At 40.6% G+C, this 12,731-nt stretch carries 12 protein-coding genes; 4 read left to right on the top strand and 8 right to left on the bottom strand.

The annotated features are described in order from the left end of the window. The 5 genes from B7717_RS04185 to B7717_RS04165 form a co-directional block, all read right to left on the bottom strand. Nucleotides 1-1,197, bottom strand: a complete 1,197-nt coding sequence (locus B7717_RS04185) for an argininosuccinate synthase (RefSeq protein ID WP_000031904.1) — start codon at nt 1,195-1,197, stop codon at nt 1-3. Between the two features lie 15 nt (nt 1,198-1,212). Continuing rightward, the gene (locus B7717_RS04180) at nt 1,213-2,019 is read right to left on the bottom strand and encodes an ABC transporter substrate-binding protein (RefSeq protein WP_061588571.1); all 807 of its coding nucleotides are present in this window, start codon (nt 2,017-2,019) and stop codon (nt 1,213-1,215) included. Between the two features lie 228 nt (nt 2,020-2,247). Further along, nucleotides 2,248-2,877, bottom strand: a complete 630-nt coding sequence (locus tag B7717_RS04175; RefSeq protein WP_000593109.1) for an ABC transporter ATP-binding protein — start codon at nt 2,875-2,877, stop codon at nt 2,248-2,250. Next, a complete protein-coding gene (locus B7717_RS04170; protein WP_000724250.1) occupies nt 2,874-4,982 on the bottom strand; it encodes a bacteriocin-associated integral membrane family protein in 2,109 nt (702 codons plus the stop codon). The genes B7717_RS04175 and B7717_RS04170 overlap by 4 nt, the downstream gene beginning before the upstream one ends. Before the next feature lie 54 nt (nt 4,983-5,036). Continuing rightward, nucleotides 5,037-5,321: a lactococcin 972 family bacteriocin gene (locus tag B7717_RS04165; protein ID WP_000737528.1), complete on the bottom strand. Its 285-nt coding sequence runs from the start codon at nt 5,319-5,321 to the stop codon at nt 5,037-5,039. Between the two features lie 378 nt (nt 5,322-5,699). Between B7717_RS04165 and B7717_RS04160 the strand changes: the two genes are divergently transcribed. After that, nucleotides 5,700-6,563 (top strand): helix-turn-helix domain-containing protein, encoded by an 864-nt coding sequence (locus B7717_RS04160; RefSeq protein ID WP_001268190.1) that lies wholly within the window; start codon nt 5,700-5,702, stop codon nt 6,561-6,563. Nucleotides 6,564-6,578: 15 nt separating this feature from the next. On the opposite strand, the gene apf is transcribed toward B7717_RS04160, so the two are convergent. After that, nucleotides 6,579-7,214, bottom strand: coding sequence for an aggregation-promoting factor (apf, locus tag B7717_RS04155; RefSeq protein ID WP_084944267.1), 636 nt, complete (start codon nt 7,212-7,214; stop codon nt 6,579-6,581). A gap of 241 nt (nt 7,215-7,455) precedes the next feature. Here apf and sdaAB point away from each other — a divergent pair, with 241 nt between their 5' ends. From sdaAB to B7717_RS04140, 3 genes are read left to right on the top strand one after another with little or no spacing between them, the layout of a single operon-like run. Next, the gene (gene sdaAB, locus B7717_RS04150) at nt 7,456-8,127 is read left to right on the top strand and encodes an L-serine ammonia-lyase, iron-sulfur-dependent subunit beta (protein ID WP_000555868.1); all 672 of its coding nucleotides are present in this window, start codon (nt 7,456-7,458) and stop codon (nt 8,125-8,127) included. A gap of 8 nt (nt 8,128-8,135) precedes the next feature. Continuing rightward, the gene (gene sdaAA, locus B7717_RS04145; protein WP_000500031.1) at nt 8,136-9,008 is read left to right on the top strand and encodes an L-serine ammonia-lyase, iron-sulfur-dependent, subunit alpha; all 873 of its coding nucleotides are present in this window, start codon (nt 8,136-8,138) and stop codon (nt 9,006-9,008) included. Between the two features lie 27 nt (nt 9,009-9,035). Next, on the top strand, nt 9,036-9,665 hold the full coding sequence (locus B7717_RS04140; RefSeq protein ID WP_084944266.1) for an HAD-IA family hydrolase: 630 nt from the start codon (nt 9,036-9,038) through the stop codon (nt 9,663-9,665). 95 nt (nt 9,666-9,760) lie between these two features. Here the strand turns inward: B7717_RS04140 and B7717_RS04135 are convergent, their stop codons facing one another. Both B7717_RS04135 and B7717_RS04130 read right to left on the bottom strand, forming a co-directional pair. Continuing rightward, nucleotides 9,761-11,611 (bottom strand): nucleoside-diphosphate sugar epimerase/dehydratase, encoded by a 1,851-nt coding sequence (locus B7717_RS04135; RefSeq protein ID WP_001035723.1) that lies wholly within the window; start codon nt 11,609-11,611, stop codon nt 9,761-9,763. Nucleotides 11,612-11,686: 75 nt separating this feature from the next. Beyond that, nucleotides 11,687-12,517, bottom strand: a complete 831-nt coding sequence (locus B7717_RS04130) for a glycosyltransferase (RefSeq protein ID WP_049478964.1) — start codon at nt 12,515-12,517, stop codon at nt 11,687-11,689. Between the last annotated feature and the right edge of the window lie 214 nt (nt 12,518-12,731).

The following is a 12,731-nucleotide window of genomic DNA, read 5'->3' as shown; positions in this document are numbered from 1 at the left end:
CTACTCAACATTTTTCTGAACTTCTGAATAAACCTTAGTCGGAAGCCCCCAAAGCTTGATAAATCCAACAGCCGCATCTTGGTCAAAAGTATCCGCACTAGTATAAGTCGCCAAATTTTCATCATAAAGAGAATTTGGAGATTTCCGCGCTACTACCTGAGCGTTTCCCTTATAGAGTTTAACTTTTGCAGTTCCATTGACAACTTTCTGTGTCTCCTTGATATAGGCAATCAAAGCCTGAGTTGCTGGGCTAAACCACAAGGCATTATAGATGAGATTGGACAACTCATTTTCGATAATAGGTTTGAAATGAGCCACTTCTCTCACAAGAGTCAAGTCCTCAATCTCCTTATGAGCTGCCAATAAAGTCACAGCACCTGGGCACTCATAAATCTCTCTTGACTTAATACCGACTAGGCGATTTTCCACATGGTCAATACGACCGACACCGTGTTTGCCCGCAATTTCATTGAGTTTTTGAATCAAAGCCGCCACTTTCATCTTCTCACCATTGAGGGAGATGGGCACCCCGCAGCTAAACTCAATGTCAATAAATTCTGGACTGTCTGGCGCCTCTTCTGGCGAAGATGTGATTCCAAATGCTTCTTCTGGCGCTTGGTTCCAAGGGTTTTCCAAGACACCACATTCATTTGCGCGTCCCCAAAGATTTTGATCGACAGAGTAAGGATTGTCAAGGTCAGCTGGAACTGGGACGCCATTTTCTTTGGCATATTGGATTTCTTCTTCACGAGACCATTTCCACTCACGAACAGGCGCAACTACCTTTAGATTGGGATCCAAAGCTGCGATAGAGACTTCAAACCGAACTTGGTCGTTTCCCTTACCTGTACAACCATGGGCAATTGTCGTTGCCCCCGTCTGATGAGCTATTTCAACAAGTTTTTTTGAAATAAGAGGGCGACTCAGAGCAGATACCAAGGGATACTTTTGTTCATAGTAGGCATGTGCCTGAAGGGCCACTAAAACATAGTCATTAGCGAATTCTTCCTTAACATCAATGACATAAGACTCTACAGCCCCAACCTTGAGAGCTTTATCGTGGATGAACTCCAAATCTTTTCCTTCACCCACATCCATACAAACAGCGATCACATCATAGTCTTTTTTTAACCATGTAATAGCAACTGATGTATCCAATCCACCTGAATAGGCTAAAATGACCTTTTCCTTACTCATTTCTCTTCCTTCTTTCTATTTTTCGATAGAGGCTTTAAAAGCATCGTCAATCAATTTGTCCAACTCCCCAGAATCCTTCAACTTCTGGATGGTTTTGTCAACCGCCTCTTTTAATTCTTTACTGTCTTTTTTCATCGCAACAGCGTAGGAATCTTCTTTATCATTGTCAAAATCAAACTCAGCGATGGCTAGGTCTGGATTATTCTCTACAAATCCTTTCGCCACTGGTTCCTCAAAGATAACCGCATCTAGTTGCCCTGATTTCAAATCTGTTATCAAATTTCCATTTTTAGGAAGTGAAACGAGAGAAGAATCCTGCAAAGTTTCTTTGGCCAGAGTTTCCTGGATAGAACCTTTCTGCGCTCCAACCTTTTTCTGAGCCAAATCCTTCACTGATTGGTAATTCGTTAATTCAGATTTTCTTACGATAACCTTATTTTTCGAAGTGTAGTAGGGAATTGAAAAATCGTAAACTTGACTTCTCTCTTCCGTTTTAGAAACACCTGATATGGCAAGATCGGCCTTACCTGAATCAAGACTAGCCAGTACATTGTCAAAACTCATTGGAGAGAGCTCCACTTCTACACCTAGTTCCTTTGCGATGGCTTTGGCTAGCTCAACATCTGAACCTACAATCTGATTTTTCCCATCGACCAATTTCTGGTATTCGAATGGAGCAAACTCTGGATTTAGGGCCACCACCAATTTTCCTTTAGCCTTAATGCCTTCAACACCTTGGGATTGAGTGTTACTACAAGCAAATAATAAGGGAAACATAAGCAAACCAAACATCGTCATCAACACCTTCTTCACTTTATTCATAGAAGAGCCTCCTTTTATTTTTATACTTTATTGTTGTATAAATAATACTCTTATCATTCTCGTTTGTCAAGGAAAAACTGTATTTTATTTCATTTAAATCAAGAAAAAGCTTATTATATGATATATTTTTACATATAATAAGCTTATTTATACTATTTGAGTTTTTAAAAATACAATTGTCCAATTACAGGTAAGATGAAGAGATCAACGAACTCTCCACATTCTCTTTCACAATTCAATGACTCGATGGCATTGTTGAGCTACATAGGCATCGTGGGTAACGATAATGACCGTTTTCCCTTCCTTGTTCATATCTAAGAGAAAGTTTAAAACCAAATCTCGATTTTCAGGGTCTAGAGAGCCGGTTGGTTCATCTGCTAACAGGAGCTGACTCGGTTTTAAAATGGCTCTAGCAACTGCGATTCGTTGCTGTTCCCCTCCAGATAACTCTGAAACCTTCTGATGTAGGGTTGATGACAATCCCACTCTCTCTAAAATTTCTTCTATCTTTTTGACTTTGTCCTTCTTGGATAATTTTACATACTTTAGAGCCAGCATGAGATTATACTCTACCGTTTCATTATCAATCAGAGCAAAGTTTTGAAACAGATAGGAGATATGTTCGCGGATAATCGCTTGCGACTTAACAGAATTGACAGGTACATTTTGCTGACCGAAAATTTCATAATGTCCACTGTAATCGCCATCTATCAAACCCAAGAGATTTAACAAGGTTGACTTGCCACTGCCACTTTTTCCAACAATGGCAACTAAATCTCCTTGGTTAATTTTTAGAGATAAGTTCTCCAAAATAACTTTTTCCCCAATGGTTTTCGTAACATTTTCCAACTTTATCATAAGTGATCCCCTTTCAATAACTGCACTACATTTCGTTTTTCCATCTTAGAACCCAAGAAAAGCACAAACAGGATATCTAAGCCTGTAAATCCTGCAAAAAGTAGGAGCGGGAAAAGTGCCTGTGTAAAGAATAGCAGGGCTACAAAAGGAAGGCTATAGACAGCTAATAGAAGACCCAGCAAGGAACGATACCGATCTATCAATTTCCAGCCCATAAACTTCTTGGTAATAATATCTGTTCGCTTCAATAAGAAAGTTGTTACTAGTAAGAAGTAGGAAATCATCATACTAAGAAGACCAACCAAAGCAAAGAGTATGTTGAAATTCCGAACAGCATCTCGATAAGAATCTACTTTCTCTTGTTGAATGGCTTGAATAGATGAAAATTTTAAATAATTCCCATCTGATAATTTCTCAACTAACGCTGTCACCTCTTTTTGATGTTGAGCTGTATTTTCGATTTTAATGGGATTATTTAAACCTGTTGTTGACAGGGAAGCTTTTTCATCCCACATCATATCAGAATCATTGACCAAGCTAATAATTGGATTGTAGAGATTTTCCTTTCGCTTCTCGTTATAAGGGAAAAATGACCAATCTCCTTCATAATAGGCAATCTCGACATCCACCTCCTCTATCCTTCGTTTTTGCTGCTCTTCATACTTCATTGATTGATAGGTAATCAACTTCCCCAAGAGCTGGTTTTTCTCTTCTTCACCTTTCGTACTTGCTGGCATCAAAATAACTTTTTTAGTGCCGGTATCGGGTAACTTGAATCCCTTGCTCTTTAGAAAATTGCGATTAGCATAGTACACATCCACCGTATCTGTTAACTGATATTGCTGAATCTGTTCTGATTTGACAAAATTTTTTACAGGAAGACTGCTACTTTGCACATAGCCCGCCTGCGTTTTTTCTACCAAATCCAGATAAAATCGATAGAAATAATCCACTGCTTGCCCTGAGCCTGCCAACTGCTCTTGCCACAGGTTATCATTGAGTTGGAAAGTTTCTAAGGTCAGATAATTTCCTTGACTGATCCACTGTTTCTGGTAATCCAACTCTTTGTTTTCTTGCTCCAAACTTTTCCCCACCCCAACTAGCAAGACTGTCAGTAAAATGGTGGTTCCAATTTTCATCAAATAATTAAAGAGTAAACCAAATTTGAAAGATGAAAAACCTTTCAGCAGAGAGCTGATTGTCATTTTTTGGATTAAGAGATAAGTCAACCAACTGATAAAGAGATAAAGCTGCAAAAGCAAAAAATGAGACAACCACAGCATAGGGAACAAATCTTTCGGCTTATAATCAAGCAAGAAACACACTCCTAGATTGATCACAAGCGCCCCACCTAGGAGGAGGTAGAGGTTGCCTTTCACAACATCAGCTAAAACAGCCCGATCTTGAAAACCAAGTAATTTTTGTACCCCAACTCTTTTCATCTCCATCATCGGCTGATACACTGTTACTAAGACAAGAAGCAAAATAGCCAAGACAAAAATAATAGCAGATAAGAGCAAATCTCGATTTAAGACTTCCACTGCACTTTTATAGTTTGGCTCTAGCAAGGTAGCCTGGTCTATATTGAAAAAATCGCTCCATTTCTGTACAATCCTATCCTTGTCCATCTTTTGTGTAGAAGTTATCGTATAGCGACCATTTAAACTACGAGATGTATCCTTGATATAGGTTTGAAAAGTCATAAGCTGAATAGGTTTGGCTTTTAGAAAGGTCGGAATCGTACCAAGTTTATTGGAAATTTCTTTATTACTGTAAACTCCCTCACCATCTGTGGTAAAATCAAGGGAAGAAAGTCCAAACTCTTGGTAGGGGAAGGTATCTTTATCAAAAACACCAGACTTGATCACCTCATCACCACTGTCTGTTTTGATGATGGAGACTTTGTACTCCTTTGATACATCCTCAAAAAATCGAAGAACAGATTCTGCAGGTTCATTGACATCTTTCAAGTATACATCCAAAGAACTCGCTGTCTTTCCCATTTCCTGAATCCGAACCACTTCTCGTGTGTAGTTTACATTAAAAACAAAAAAAGTAGTACAGAGAAGCAGGAGTAACATACAGAAATTACTGATTTTTTTCATAAAGATACCTCCAATAAAGTTCTCCCTCTCCTAACAGGAGAGGGAAAATTTCACTTAAAATCCATAGAAATATTCTAATCCTGTTGGCGGAATTTTAGTAAGGGAAGCTTGAGCCCAAACCCCGGGAGTTTCACGATCCCTAGAGATTCTACCACCATGTCGGACTGTTGCTGTATGAGATCGAGTAGAATGTAAATAATCAGAATATCCAAAAGTTCCTGTCCAACCTACTCCATAGTTCCATTGACCACCACCTACCCATACTGCCAAAACATTTGTAGTAGCAAGCAAACCACATGCCATTACGGTTGCTACACCAATTTTTACTAATTTTTTCATGATATTTTCCTCACATCTTATATCTTGAACTGTTTCACAGAAACAGATGAATTGATTCATTTGTAAACATCGAAGTCCATTGGACTCACCTTCCTTTCGTTTTACTTAATCAAAATTTTATAAGAGCCATCCCCAAGGGAAGAAAATAACCATCCATAACATAAATAACAACAGACGATATACTTTTTTATACATTTGATACCCCCTTAGTACTTCATCATCTTGATTATAAAATACAATATACCTTGTCGTAAAATTTGTTAACCTTTTTCACAAATTTATTTTAGATTTCTTTTTTACTTTTTATATTACTATGATACAATATTTTTAATCAGTTTCAATTTATTGTTAACTTTTTTCACAAATAAGGAGGGAATCATGCGCTACGATTTTGGAAATGTTTATAAAGAAATCCGTGAGTCAAAAGGATTGACTCAAGAAGAGGTCTGTGGGGGTGTTCTCTCAAGAACCAGCCTATCAAAAATAGAAAGTGGCAAGACAACTCCAAAATATGAGAATATGGAATTTCTTCTCCAGCAAATTAATATGAGTTTTGAAGAGTTTGAATATATTTGCCATCTCTACCACCCAAGTGAACGATCAACTATCATGCAGACTTTTCTAAAAATGGCTTCTATTAGTGGTACGAGCGACTTAAGTAAATTACTCAAAAAATGCCAACATTATCTAAAAACACATCATGATTTTCCCATCCAGCAGTTGCAAGATATGCTCGAAATCGTTATCTACATCCGTGAAAATGGGATAGAAAAATTGTCAAGTAAGGTTGACAACATTGTAAACAGATTATGGGATAAGATTGAGAAACAAGATACTTGGTATGAGAGTGACCTCAAAGTCCTTAATACCATTCTCTTTGCTTTTCCTATGGAGTATATTCATCAGATTACCGAAAAAATTCTCGAACGACTAGAGGTTTATAAACACTATAGTCCTGTCTTTCAGCTTCGTATGATGTTGCTTCTGAATCTCTCAACTCTTTATCTTTACAATGGTGATAAGTTGCTTTGCAAACAGCTTTGCTACACTCTCTTAGAGGAGGCAAAAGCAAGCAAACAGTACGATACACTTGCGTTTTCCTATATTCGTATCGGCATTTGTGCTAATGATGCTCAGTTGATACAGAATGGACTCTCCTTAGCTAAACTAGTAGAAGATGAACACTTACTAACAGAGCTAGAGCGAGAAGTTAACATCTTTGTAAACAAAAAAGAGCCCTAAAGGACTCTTGTATTCTTAATACCAACCGTTGTTAAGCCAGAAGTTCTTGGCAGCTGTCCATGAACCGTAACGTCCTGCAACGTAGGCATCTGCTACACGTTCTTGGTTTTCAGCTGAGTAGTCACCGTTCAAGTATGAATCTGTCAATTGGTAACGTCCGATGTAACGTCCGTTTGTAGCTGTGTAGCTACCACCTGACTCTTTTTGAGCGATCCATTCTTTGGCTTCTGCTTCAGAACCACTTACAGTAGAAGCTGCTGCAGTGTTGCTTTCTGCTACTGGAGTTGCAGGTGCAGCTGGGGCTTCATAGGTTGTTGTTTCAGTTACTTCTTCTGCAGTTTCTTCCGCAGCTGCTGGTGCTTCATAAGTTGTTGTTGAAGCTGCAGCAGTTGCAGTTGCTGTCGATGGAGCTGTTCCTTCGATAACCAAAACTTGGTCAACATAGATAAGGTGAATATCTTTGATGTTGTTTTTTGCCGCCAATTTTTCAACAGTTGTGTTGTACTTCTCAGCGATTTCTGAAAGAGTATCACCTGATTTAACTGTGTAAGTTACAGTTTCTTGGGCAGATGCAAGTGATGGAGCAAAGAAAGCAAGCAAAGTTGCTACTCCTGCGATAGTTGTTTTAATTTTTTTAGTTGTTAATGACATATCTAAAAATTCTCCTTCCATTGGATATATCTATGATACCTTTTAAATGTTACCGTTGTTTAACGGTTTTATGTAGAAATATTACAAAAATGTTTTATATTTACCGTTTTAAGGATGTTTTTGTCACAAAAGACCTTATTTTATACTATCTTTAATCATTTTAAGCTTTTGATAAGGGAAATAAGCGCAGAGGTCCATTCTTTGATATAATAGATATAAGAATCTTTGTAAGGGGAAACAGATGCACTCACTTCGTTTTCAATCTGTCTTTGACATTATCGGACCAGTTATGATTGGCCCATCAAGTAGCCATACTGCTGGAGCTGTTCGCATCGGGAAAATCGTCTCTTCCATCTTTGATGATACGCCGACAGAAGTCGAATTCCAATTATTTAATTCATTTGCCAAAACCTACCGTGGTCATGGAACCGACCTTGCTCTCGTCGCTGGTATATTAGGTATGGATACGGACGATCCCGACATTCCAAATAGCCTAGAGATTGCCCATAAACGTGGTATCAAGATTGTCTGGACCATTCAGAAAGACAGCAACGCTCCTCATCCTAATACCACTAAAATTACTGTGAAGAATGAACACAAGTCCATCAGTGTGACAGGAATTTCCATTGGTGGGGGAAATATCCAAGTTACGGAGCTTAACGGCTTTGCTGTCTCTCTCAACATGAATACACCGACCATCATCATCGTGCATCAGGATGTTCCAGGTATGATTGCCCATGTTACTGAAGCCCTCTCTCGTTTCGATATCAACATCGCTCAGATGAATGTGACTCGAGAAAAAGCTGGAGAAAAAGCCATTATGATTATCGAAGTCGATAGTCGAAGTTGCGAAGAGGCGATTGAAGAAATCCGAAAAATCCCTCATCTCCACAATGTCAATTTCTTTAAGTAGGAGGAAACATGTTTTATTCTATCAAAGAATTGGTCGAGCAGGCGGATCTAGACTTCCAAGGAAATGTCGCCGAACTCATGATTGCGACAGAATATCAACTAACTGGTCGGGAACGGCCAGAAGTTCTCCTCCTCATGGAACGCAATCTAGAAGTCATGAAAGCCTCTGTCGAGCTCGGTCTCAGTGAAAATAAATCCCGTAGTGGCCTAACGGGCGGAGACGCGGCCAAACTAGACCGCCATCTCAAAAGTGGCAAGGCCTTGTCGGACTTTACCATCCTATCAGCAGCCCGTAATGCCATCGCGGTCAATGAACACAATGCGAAGATGGGCTTGGTCTGCGCTACTCCAACCGCAGGAAGTGCTGGCTGTCTGCCAGCCGTTCTCACTGCTGCTATCCAAAAATTAGACCTTAGCCACGAAGAACAGCTGGATTTCCTCTTTGCTGCTGGTGCCTTTGGACTAGTCATCGCAAACAATGCCTCTATCTCAGGTGCTGAAGGTGGCTGTCAGGCCGAAGTTGGCTCTGCCTCTGCCATGAGTGCCGCAGCCTTAACCTTGGCTGCAGGTGGGACCCCCTATCAGGCTAGCCAAGCCATCGCCTTTGTCATTAAAAATATGCTGGGCCTCATCTGCGATCCCGTCGCTGGTTTGGTCGAAGTTCCCTGTGTAAAGCGCAATGCCATGGGAGCCAGCTTTGCCTTTATCGCAGCAGACATGGCCTTGGCAGGTATCGAGTCTAAGATCCCTGTTGACGAAGTCATCGATGCCATGTACCAAGTTGGATCAAGCCTCCCAACTGCCTTTCGTGAAACGGCTGAGGGTGGACTCGCCGCCACACCTACTGGTCGTCGCCTACAAAAAGAAATCTTCGGCGAATAAACTCATCTTTATCTATTAGGAGAAACTATGCCCTCTATCTCAGCAATCTTTTTTGATCTGGACGGAACTCTGGTTGACAGTTCCATCGGGATCCACAATGCCTTTACCCATACCTTTAAAGAGCTAGGAGTTCCTAGCCCTGATGCCAAAACCATTCGTGGTTTTATGGGACCACCACTTGAAAGTAGTTTTGCAACATGTCTTCCCAAGGAACAAATCTCAGAAGCTGTTCAAATCTATCGTTCTTACTACAAGGAAAAAGGAATCCACGAAGCGCAACTCTTCCCCCGAATAACGGAATTGCTTCAAGAGCTTTCGCAAAACTACCCTCTCTACATCACTACAACAAAGAATACTCCTACTGCTCACGATATGACTAAAAATCTGGGAATCCATCATTTCTTTGATGGCATTTATGGTTCTAGTCCTGAAACACCACACAAGGCAGATGTCATCCGTTACGCCTTGCAAACGCATCAACTCCATGCAGACCAGGTCCTCATCATTGGGGATACCAAGTTTGATATGATTGGAGCCCAAGAAACTGGCATTAAAAAGTTTGCTGTTACTTGGGGATTTGGAGAAGAGGCTGATTTACTCAGCTATCAGCCTGACTGGATTGCCCATACCATTGATGATATCATTAAGCAACTATAAATAATACAACGATTTGAAATTACAGAGTAAAAAGGCCAAGGTCCTGTACAAACAGAATCTTGGCCTTTTATTTATAATTAGTTGATTAGTCACCCTTACTCAGCATGGGTTGTCTCATTTGCAAAGGAAATGATGGCTTCTTTGAGCTCATCTCCGCTGAGTGAACGGAATTCTTCAATCTTTTGATCAATGGCTTCTAGAGGCATGACGTTAACCTTACCAACGAAAATCTTGTCCATGACTTGGTTATCAACCAATTCGGTCGAAACCAAGAGTTCTTCATAGAGTTTTTCTCCTGGGCGGATACCGACCTCAACGATTGGAATTTCACTTTCAGTGTGTCCGCTTAGAAGAACCATTTTCTTAGCCAAGTCATAGATCTTGACTGGTTTGCCCATATCGAGGATAAAGACTTCTCCGTCCTTGGCATAAGCGCCAGCATGGATTACTAGACGGCTAGCCTCTGGAATGGTCATAAAGTAACGTGTCATACGGAAGTCTGTCACCGTTACAGGACCGCCTTCAGCAATCTGACGTTCAAAGACAGGAATCACGCTACCACGACTACCGAGAACATTCCCAAAACGAACTGCACAGTAGGTTGATTTGCTGCGTTGGTTAAAGCCAGTGACAATCAATTCTGCCACGCGCTTGGTTGCACCCATAACATTCGGTGGATTGACCGCCTTGTCAGTCGAAATCATAACCATCTTAGGTACTTTGGCTTCATCAACAGCCTTGGCAACATTGTAGGTACCGAGGATATTGTTCTTAAAGGCTTCTTTTGGATTGCGTTCCATCATCGGAACGTGTTTGTGGGCTGCAGCATGATAAACAATGGCTGGTTTGTACTGCTCAAACACCTGCAAGAGACGGTCATAGTCCTGAATATCTGCAATAACAGGAACATAATCAATTCCTTGGAATGTACGGATCAATTCATGATAAACGAGATAGATTGAGTTTTCACCATGTCCAAGCAAGACGATACGCTCGGGATTGAAACGGCTAACCTGACGACAAATCTCCGAACCAATCGAACCACCTGCCCCTGTCACCAGGATGGTCTTGCCTGTAATCTCCGTACCTAGACGCGATTCGTCGAGACGAATTTCCTGACGGCCCAAAAGGTCTGTGATATCAATTTTTTGGAAACCACTACCTGGTTGATGGAGTCCTTGAACGACTGTCTCAACCTTAGGCATCTTGTAACATTTGACGCCTAGCTTATTACACATCTGCAAGATGCGTTCGTACTCTGATGGGTCAAGCGAAGGGATCGCTACGATAACACGCTCGATTTGGTGACGTTTAGCTAATTCAGGCAGATTATCATAAGAGCCTAAAACTGGGATTCCACCTAGTTTTTGTCCCTTTTTCTTTTCATCGTTATCCAAAATCCCCACTAGCTCAAGGTCGCTAGTTGGGTGTTGGTAGCTGTTCATAAAGAGGGCACCACCATCACCAGCACCAATCAAGAAGGTCCGACGGTGTTCTCCATCTCCACTACCTTTTTTACGTTTAGAATAAATCAACTGCCAAGTGATACGAGGAAGCAAGATAAGGAAGGTACTCAACAAAATGAAGAGTACGATGAAACGGATAGAAAACAATGGAAGGAAGGCATAGCAGATTCCATAAGAAAGAACACTGCTGAGCATCACTCCGAAAAAGATTTTCATGAAATCCGTAATCTTGCTATAACGACTGATACTAGCATTTAGCCCCCAAAACGCAATCATGATTTGATAGAGGAGGAAGGCTAAAAGAGTGTAGATCACGTAATCCACAGGCGCAGGATTTATAAGGCCATAAAACAAGATATAAGATACGATGATGGAAACCACCATACTCAGAATATCGAATATCCCCCAAAACACTTGTTTTTGCTGTTTATTTAAAATTTCAACCAGATCAATCACATAATCTGTTAGTTTTTTATTCATAGGAATTTACTCCCCCTTAAAAGAGTCAGATGATACTGTTGTTATGATAGCCTAAATCATTCAGTCTATCGGGGCTTACTTTCTCTTTCTTAAAAGTTTGACGAAGATAAACTGACGTACAAAGCCTGGACAAAGTGCAACAATTGCCTGAATGGCTACACTTTTAGCATATTCCATGTAAGAAATTTGCCCTCGCTCAAGCATCCTTTGGCGAGCCTGACGATAGAGTTTAAGGTAACGCGAGCCACCCCGACGCTCAAACATCCCTGCACCGACACGAACCTTACACAAGATTTGATCTAGGTTCCCAGTCTTGGCACCTGCAGCAATCATATTGAGCCAAAGGAGGTCATCCTCCATGTAAAGGCCATCTTCATAGTTGCCTGCCTTGAGGACCATGTCCTTTTTGAACATAACTGTCATATGGTTAAAGGCGCTTCTCATTCTCTGATAAGCCACAATGTCTGCGTGCTGAGTTGGAACACGACGATAAGATACAATCTCATCTGGATTGTCAATGAACTCTGCGATATGGCCGCCTAAGAGATCGAGATCTTCTTTCTCCATTAGCTGAAGCTGTTTCTCAAAACGATCCGGAACAGCTAAATCATCCGTATCCATGCGGGCAATAATGTCATACTGGCACTGTAAAACACCGTATCGAAGAGCCAAGCCTAAACCTTGGTTTTGTTCTAAGGGGCACCGTTTAACTGGAATGTCTGACTGAGCTTCCACTTCATCTAGCACCTGATAGAGTTCGGGTGTGAGCGGGCCGTCCTCAACAAGAACAAGTTCACTCGGTTTCAAGGTCTGGTTTTGAACACTTTTGATAGCATCTCTTAAAAACGTTGGATTTTCCTTTACATAGACCGACATCAAGACGCTGATTTTTTGCTTTTCAGGCACAGTTTTTCTCCAATGTATAGATTTCCTTCCACTATTTTATCACAAATTCTCCTAGTTTCCTATTTTTATATCAAATCAAGGAAAATTCTAGTAAAGAAATCTGTCTCTTTTCACTTTATTTTCACTTCCATTGATTGAACTGTCTTGGCTGTCATTACTTGACATTATAAGGAAAAAACCTTAAAATAAGCTGTTATTAAAATCATCCTATCGA

It is taken from the genome of Streptococcus oralis subsp. oralis (assembly GCF_002096495.1).
Classification (GTDB): Bacteria; Bacillota; Bacilli; order Lactobacillales; family Streptococcaceae; genus Streptococcus; species Streptococcus oralis_CU.
This window is presented reverse-complemented; position numbering and strand designations above follow the sequence as displayed.

Coding starts and splice junctions, on each gene's coding strand:
- B7717_RS04185 (WP_000031904.1), bottom strand. CDS start 1,197: ATGAGTAAGGAAAAGGTCATTTTAGCCTATTCAGGTGGATTGGATACA.
- B7717_RS04135 (WP_001035723.1), bottom strand. CDS start 11,611: ATGAATAAAAAACTAACAGATTATGTGATTGATCTGGTTGAAATTTTA.
- B7717_RS04175 (WP_000593109.1), bottom strand. CDS start 2,877: ATGATAAAGTTGGAAAATGTTACGAAAACCATTGGGGAAAAAGTTATT.
- B7717_RS04180 (WP_061588571.1), bottom strand. CDS start 2,019: ATGAATAAAGTGAAGAAGGTGTTGATGACGATGTTTGGTTTGCTTATG.
- B7717_RS04140 (WP_084944266.1), top strand. CDS start 9,036: ATGCCCTCTATCTCAGCAATCTTTTTTGATCTGGACGGAACTCTGGTT.
- B7717_RS04160 (WP_001268190.1), top strand. CDS start 5,700: ATGCGCTACGATTTTGGAAATGTTTATAAAGAAATCCGTGAGTCAAAA.
- apf (WP_084944267.1), bottom strand. CDS start 7,214: ATGTCATTAACAACTAAAAAAATTAAAACAACTATCGCAGGAGTAGCA.
- sdaAA (WP_000500031.1), top strand. CDS start 8,136: ATGTTTTATTCTATCAAAGAATTGGTCGAGCAGGCGGATCTAGACTTC.
- sdaAB (WP_000555868.1), top strand. CDS start 7,456: ATGCACTCACTTCGTTTTCAATCTGTCTTTGACATTATCGGACCAGTT.
- B7717_RS04170 (WP_000724250.1), bottom strand. CDS start 4,982: ATGAAAAAAATCAGTAATTTCTGTATGTTACTCCTGCTTCTCTGTACT.
- B7717_RS04165 (WP_000737528.1), bottom strand. CDS start 5,321: ATGAAAAAATTAGTAAAAATTGGTGTAGCAACCGTAATGGCATGTGGT.